Annotated in this window: 8 protein-coding genes; 2 read left to right on the forward strand and 6 right to left on the reverse strand. The window is 72.3% G+C overall.

Annotated features, from left to right (window positions below):
• The 5 genes from KDM41_14125 to KDM41_14145 all read right to left on the reverse strand — a co-directional run.
• Positions 1 to 1,142 (reverse strand): SO_0444 family Cu/Zn efflux transporter (locus tag KDM41_14125; protein MCB1184563.1); only part of this gene is annotated, 1,142 nt, incomplete at its 3' end.
• A 36-nt stretch (positions 1,143 to 1,178) separates the two neighbouring features.
• The gene (locus KDM41_14130) at positions 1,179 to 1,529 is read right to left on the reverse strand and encodes a pentapeptide repeat-containing protein (GenBank protein MCB1184564.1); all 351 of its coding nucleotides are present in this window, start codon (positions 1,527 to 1,529) and stop codon (positions 1,179 to 1,181) included.
• 65 nt (positions 1,530 to 1,594) lie between these two features.
• Positions 1,595 to 2,905 carry an MFS transporter gene (locus KDM41_14135; protein MCB1184565.1) on the reverse strand — a complete coding sequence of 437 codons (1,311 nt, stop codon included), beginning with the start codon at positions 2,903 to 2,905 and terminating at the stop codon, positions 1,595 to 1,597.
• On the reverse strand, positions 2,902 to 3,693 hold the full coding sequence (locus KDM41_14140) for a class I SAM-dependent methyltransferase (protein ID MCB1184566.1): 792 nt from the start codon (positions 3,691 to 3,693) through the stop codon (positions 2,902 to 2,904). The genes KDM41_14135 and KDM41_14140 overlap by 4 nt, the downstream gene beginning before the upstream one ends.
• A gap of 9 nt (positions 3,694 to 3,702) precedes the next feature.
• Positions 3,703 to 4,272 (reverse strand): hypothetical protein, encoded by a 570-nt coding sequence (locus KDM41_14145; GenBank protein MCB1184567.1) that lies wholly within the window; start codon positions 4,270 to 4,272, stop codon positions 3,703 to 3,705.
• Between KDM41_14145 and KDM41_14150 the strand changes: the two genes are divergently transcribed.
• Together KDM41_14150 and KDM41_14155 are read left to right on the forward strand one after the other, a co-directional pair.
• A complete protein-coding gene (locus KDM41_14150; GenBank protein ID MCB1184568.1) occupies positions 4,271 to 5,590 on the forward strand; it encodes a DUF819 family protein in 1,320 nt (439 codons plus the stop codon). The genes KDM41_14145 and KDM41_14150 overlap by 2 nt on opposite strands.
• A 113-nt stretch (positions 5,591 to 5,703) precedes the next feature.
• Complete coding sequence (locus KDM41_14155) at positions 5,704 to 6,204, forward strand: glutathione peroxidase (protein ID MCB1184569.1); 501 nt, start codon at positions 5,704 to 5,706, stop codon at positions 6,202 to 6,204.
• Between the two features lie 99 nt (positions 6,205 to 6,303).
• On the opposite strand, the gene KDM41_14160 is transcribed toward KDM41_14155, so the two are convergent.
• The gene (locus tag KDM41_14160; GenBank protein ID MCB1184570.1) at positions 6,304 to 6,474 is read right to left on the reverse strand and encodes a hypothetical protein; all 171 of its coding nucleotides are present in this window, start codon (positions 6,472 to 6,474) and stop codon (positions 6,304 to 6,306) included.
• Positions 6,475 to 6,619: the final 145 nt, after the last annotated feature.

The raw sequence follows: 6,619 nt of genomic DNA on the forward strand, positions 1-6,619 counted from the left end.
CTGTTCTGGCAGTGGCTGCAGTTCATGCCCTCGACCACGAATTCCTGCTTCTGCATCGTCGTTCCTTCCGCCGGCGCGTGGCAGGCGCCGTCCTCGCAGCAGTCCGGCTGGCGCCGCGAGCGCCACCAGCTCCAGGTCATCACGGCCACCAGGGCCGCGCCGAACACGTGGTGCCACCAGGCGACGCCGTCGTGGTGGTGGGCGTGGTCGCCCAGGGCGGGCAGCAGGTCGGCCGCCCGCGGCATCAGCCAGTCGAGCAGCACGCCGCCGCCGAAGGCCGCCACGGCCACCGTGGCCAGGTAGATCAGCATGGTGCGGCGCCCGAGCACGCGGCCGATGGTGGTCAGGGTGGCCGCGTTGGTGGCGGGGCCGGCCACCAGGAAGGCCAGGGCCGCGCCGGGCGTGGCGCCCAGGGCGATGAAGCCCGCGGCCAGGGGCACGCTCGCCGTGGCGCACACGTAGATGGGGATGCCGACGGCCATCATCAGCGCGATCGACAGCGGTCCCCGGCCGAGGTAGGCGCCCAGGAAGTCCTCCGGCACGGCGGCGGCGATGAGGCCCGCGATGAGGATGCCCCACAGCAGGGCCCGGCCGATGTCGCCGGGCAGGGTGACGGTGCCGTAGGACCAGGCGGCGCGCAGGCGGGCGGCCAGGCCGCGGGGACGGTCGTCGGTCACGCCGTTGGCGCCGGCGAGGCCCCGGCCGTCGGCGGAGCTGCGGTGGGCGTCCGGCTCGGCGGCCTGCACCGCGGCGCCACCGAGCACGCCCGTGGCCAGGGCCGCCAGGGGCCGGAAGACGGCGAAGAACGGGCCCAGCATGGAGTACGTGATCAGGATCGAGTCGACGCCCGTCTGGGGCGTCGAGAGCAGGAACGCGGTGGTGGCCGCGCGGCTGGCGCCGTGCTGGCGCAGGCTCGCCGCCACGGGGATCACGCCGCACGAGCAGAGGGGCAGCGGCACGCCGAAGAGCGACGCCTTGAAGACGGGCGCCAGGCCGCGGCCGCCCAGGTGGCGCTCCATCCACACGGGCGAGATGAAGACCGACAGCAGGCCGGCGACGGCGAAGCCCAGCAGCAGCCAGCCCGCCATCTCGGCGGTGAGCCGCCAGGTCTCGGTGGCGAAGTGCACGAGGAAGTCGATCACGGTGTCGATGGGCGGTACCGTCCTGTGGGCCGGGGGTCAGTCGTCGCGGTAGCGGACCCGCGTGCCCAGATCGACGGACAGGCGGATCTCGGCGGGACTCAGGTCGCCGGGGAACAGGCAGCCCGAGATCTTGGCGCCGCGGAAGCTCGCGCCGCGCAGGATCGCCCGGCTGAAGTCGATCCCGCGCAGGTCGGCGTCGCGGAAGTAGGCGTCGGTGAAGTCGAGGCCCTCGGCGTCGAGGCCGCGCAGGTCCAGGGCGCGCAGGTTCGTGCCGCGCAGTTCGCAGGTGCCGCCCGCTTCCTTCTTGATGTTGAAGGCCTTCACGTTGTCGACCCGCAGCAGCTGGTACATGGGGTCCTTGGTGATGATCGGCCTGCGGTCGTCCATGCTTCACCTCGCCGGCCCGGAGCCGGTGCACACAGGGTAAATCCGTCGCGCCGGATTGGCGAGGTTCACGCCGCCCCGGCCTCCCGTTCGATGCGGCGGGCCTCGGCCACGCCCGCCGCCACGTCGACGCGCGCCAGCAGCACGCCCCCGACCACGAAGAAGGCCAGCAGCGACAGGATGCCCAGCCGGCCGGTGCCCGTCACCTGGCTGACGATCCCGAACACCAGCGGACCGGTGACGCCCGCCAGCTTCCCGCTCGTGGCGAAGAAGCCGAAGTACTCGGCGCTGCGGTGGGCCGGGACCATGACCGCGAACAGGGAGCGGCTCAGAGCCTGGGCCCCGCCCTGGACCATGCCCACCGCCCCCGCCAGCAGGTAGAAGTGCAGGGGCGAAGCCATGAAGTAGCCCCCCACGCTGATTGCGAGATAGCCCGCGAGGGTGAGCAGCACCGTGCGCTTGGCTCCCCAGGCCTGGGCCAGGCGCCCGCAGGCCAGTGCGCAGGGGATGCCCACCACCTGCGTCAGCACCAGGGCCCCGATCAGGTGGGTGCGGCCGATGCCCAGTTCCGAACCGTAGGCCGTGGCCATCTTGACGATGGTGCCGATGCCGTCGTTGTAGATCCAGTACGCCAGCAGGAAGACGAGCAGCGACCGCTGGCGCCGGATCTCGCCGAAGGTGCGCCACAGGCGCCGGAAGCCCTGCCGGGCCACCGGACCGGTGCCCGTGTCGCCGGCCTCGCGCACCACCGGCGGCTCGGGCACGTGCCGCAGCAGCGGCACCGAGAACACGCCCCACCACACGGCGACGCTCACGAAGGAGACCTTCAGCGCCACGCCGGCGTCCGGCAGGCCGAACCAGCCCGGCCGCATGACCCAGGCCAGGTTCAGCAGGAGCAGCAGCCCGCTGCCGGCGTAGCCGAGGCTGTAGGCCCGGGCCGACAGGCGGTCCAGTTCGGGGCCGCGGGCCAGTCCCGGCAGCAGCGATTCGTAGAAGACGATCGAGGCCGCGAACCCGAAGTTGGCCCCGACATAGAGCAACGCCGCGGTGCGCCACGCCCCCGGCCCGATGAGCACGAACAGGGCCGTGAAGAGCACGCCCAGGCCGGCGAAGAAGGCCAGGTAGCGCTTGCGCCCGCCGGTGACGTCGGCCACGGCCCCGAGGACGGGCGCGGTCACGGCGACGAGCAGCAGCCCGCCCGCCGTGACGTAGCCCCACAGGGCGGTGGCCGTGCCCGGGGCGAAGCCGGCGTCGAGGGCCAGGCCGCGAAAGAAGGGCGGGAACAGGGCCGACATGACCGACAGGGCGAAGGCCGAGTTGGCCCAGTCGTACAGGCTCCAGGCGCGCCGGGCGCGCTGCAGGCCGTCCGCGGCGGTCATGGCAGCGGCCGCGCCGGCTTGACCGCGCGCAGGGCGAAGAGGGTCCCCATGTAGCGGCTGGCGGTGTCGTCGGTCGCGGGCGGGAAGACGTCCTCGTAGAAGCCGGTGATGGCGAAGCCGGCCGCGGTCTGGCCCCCGATCAGCGCGTCGAGGGTGTGGCTGAACTCGTAGGGCGTGCCCTCGGCCTCGAAACGGCGGCGCTGGTCCGGCGGCAGGCTGGAGATGTCGGCATAGGGCAGCGTGTACCGGACCTCCAGTTCCCCCCGCTCGGACTTGTCGAAATCGAAGAGATAGTAGGCCGGATTCATGTGCCCGGAGAGAAAGACTCCGTCCGGCCGCAGCACGCGGAAGGCCTCGGCCCAGACGGGCGCGAGGTCCGGCACGAAGCAGGTGCTGCACGGATTGAAGACGAGGTCGAAGCCGCCGGAGGCGAAGGCGCCGAGGTCGGCCATGTCCCCCTCGACCAGGACGAGGTCGAGGCCCTCGCGCGCGGCCACCTGCCGGTCCTGGGCCAGCTGCGCCGGCGAGTTGTCGAGCACCGTCACCTGGGCGCCGACCGCGGCGAGCACCGGCCCCTGCTGCCCCCCGCCCCCGCCCAGCAGCAGCACGCGCGCGCCGGCCAGCGGCGGGAACCAGGCGGCCGGCACGGTCCGGTGCGAGGTGAGCTTGATGGCGAACTCGCCGCGGCGCGCGGCGGCGATCACCCGGCGCGTCACGGGAATGGTCCAGGGGCTGCGGCGCCGGACCTGGTTGTCCCAGGCGGCGGCGTTGTAGCGGCGGATGTCCATGGGCGCGGCCTACCAGTAGTAGGAGATGCCGGCCTGCGGGATCACCTTGATGTCCCCGCTCTTGCCGAGATGGGCGAAGTCGGCCTCGACCTTCCAGGCCCAGCGCGAGCCCTGCAGGTACTCGAGCCCGACGCCGCCGCCGAGGTTCCAGTTCTTGTCGGTGTCGAAGACGTCCTGGCCGCCGCTCGTGCCCACCAGTTCCCTGCGGTAGAAGTAGCCCACGCCCGCGTTGATGAACAGGCGCAGGCGCTGGTCCTGCCGCAGCAGGTAGTTCAGGTTGAACCCGACGTCGTGCTGCTTCTTGTCCTCGGTGTGCCAGACGCCGCCGGCCACCTGCAGGTACAGCCACCAGCGCAGGGGCATGCGGAAGGCCAGCCCGTGGCCGCCGAGCTGGCCGTAGTGCAGGCCGATGGCGCCTTCGAGGGGGTCGGCGGTCTGGTTCCAGTCGCGCACGGCGTCCTGGGCCCGGACCGGCGGGGCCGGAAGGGTCGCGGCAGCCAGGACCAGGGCCAGCGCCACGAGCGCCACGGCCCCCGGACGGCGCCGGCGACAGGCTGGGAAGGGGATGATCCGGGACATGGCTCCATCTTTCGTCGCGGGGTCAGCATCCTGCCGGGATCATGATGCGCCAGTCGCCCCCCCGCTGGCAACCCCCGAATGCGCCCGCGGCCGCGCGATCGGGGCTGCCCCGGGCCGCGGACCTGTGCTAGGCTGGCCGCCACCCGAACCGCAGCGAAAGGAATCGCCCTTGTCCACTCCCCTGATCCACCCCGACCAGAGCTGGGCCGTCTGGACGGTGCTGGTCGGCGCCGCCGCCTTCGGCTTCCTCGGCGAGAACAGCCGCATCGGCCGCCGCTTCTCGGGCGCCATCCTGACCATGACGGCGACCTTCGTCCTGTCGAACCTGGGCGTGATCCCCGCCGACGGCGTGCCCGCCTACGACGTGGTGTGGGGCTACCTGGTCCCCCTGGCCATTCCCCTGCTCCTGTTCCGGGCCGACCTGCGGCGCATCCTGCGCGAGGCGGGCCCCACCCTGCTGGCCTTCGCCATCGGCGCCGTGGGCACGGTGCTCGGCACGATCGTCGCCTTCCACGTGGTGCCGCTGGGCGAGGAGGGCTGGCAGCTGGCCGCCGTCTTCTCGGCCACCTACATCGGCGGCAGCATGAACTACGCGGCCGCGGCCGAGGCGGTGGGCCTGCGCTCGGGCGACCTGCTCAGCGCCGGCGTCGCGGCCGACAACCTGGTCATGGCCCTCTATTTCCTGGTCCTCTTCGCCCTGCCCGGCATCGCCGCCCTGCGCGGCCGCTTCCCCGTGCGCCACCACGCCCTGGCCGAAGGCTCGGCCGAGCTCGACGCGCACCGGGAGCAGACGTCGTCGTTCCCGCCGGTGGGCACCACGGCCCTGGCCGTGGCCATCGCCCTGGGCCTGTGCGCGGTGGGCTTCGGCCTGGCCGGCCTGACCGGCTGGAAGGGCAGCGGCATCCTCGTCGTCACCGCCCTGACCGTCACCCTGGCCACGCTGCTGCCCGGGCCGTTCCGGCGCCTGGACGGGGCCGAGGTCGTGGGCACCTTCCTGATGCAGATCTTCTTCGCGGTGGTCGGCGCGAGCGCCAACATCGCCGTCGTGCTCAAGGTGGGCCCCGTGCTGTTCTTCTTCGCGGCCCTGATCCTGACCATCCACCTGCTCGTGCTGCTGCTCGGCGGCTGGCTGCTGCGGCTCGACCTGAGCGAGCTGGTGATCGCCTCGAACGCCAACATGGGCGGCCCGACCACGGCCGCGGCCATGGCCGTGGCGCGCCGGTGGCAGACCCTGGTCCTGCCGGCTATCCTGTGCGGGACCCTGGGCTACGCCGTGGCCACCTTCGTGGGCGTCGCCCTCGGCCACTGGCTCCGTTAGGACGCGACAAGGAGAATTCGACCATGAAGACGGTGCTGATCATCGGGGCGGCGGTGCTCGTCGGCGGGGCGGCCTTCGGGCTGCTGGGCCTGCGCGGCGCCCTGGCCTCGGGCATGCAGAAGCCGGCCGCCGAAGCCGACGGGGTCCTCTGGCCCCTGGCCACCCACACCCTCGCCGGCGAGGAGACGACCCTCGAGCCGTGGCAGGGCCAGGTCGCCCTGGTGGTGAACGTGGCCAGCAAGTGCGGCCTGACGCCCCAGTACGAGGGCCTCGAGGCCCTGTACCGCGAGAAGAAGGACGCGGGATTCGTCATCCTCGGCTTCCCCAGCAACGACTTCATGGGCCAGGAGCCGGGCACCGCGGCGGAGATCCGCGAGTTCTGCACCACGAAGTTCGACGTCACCTTCCCGCTCTTCGCGAAGGTCCCGGTCAAGGGCGACGAGAAGTGCAACGTGTACCGTTTCCTCACCGCCGGCGGCCTCGAGGAGCCCAGCTGGAACTTCACCAAGTACCTCGTCGGCCGCGACGGCAAGGTGATCGCGCGCTTCGGGCCGCGCACCCAGCCGGACGACGCGGAGCTGCGCGAGGCCATCGAGGCCGCCCTCGGCGGCTGACCCCGTTCCAGCGAAGACGACGAAGGCCGGCGGGAATTCCCGCCGGCCTTCTGGCGTCCGCCCGGCTCGCCCATTCCGGACGGACGCGGATCGCGGCCCCTAGTCGCCGTCCAGGCAGCGCAGGGTGGCGCGGTACGAGCACTCGCCCACGTCGGTCACGAGGGGTGTGCGGGGTTCGACACTGCCCGACAGAGTCGGCTCTCTGCCGGGTCGCTGGACATAGGAAACGGCCCGGCAGAGCAGGTTCTCCGCCGGGACGCCGGACCACATGAAAATGACCCGGCAGAGATCCTTCTCTGCCGGGTCACCTGGCATTCCCTTGCCTCAGCTCGCTCCGTCGAAACGGATCAGCCGATCACGGGTCTAGGAGCAACCGGTCGTCGCGCCGCAGTTCATGCACTTGTGGCACGCCCCG

It is taken from the genome of bacterium (assembly GCA_020440705.1).
In the GTDB taxonomy this organism is placed as follows: Bacteria; Krumholzibacteriota; Krumholzibacteriia; order LZORAL124-64-63; family LZORAL124-64-63; genus JAGRNP01.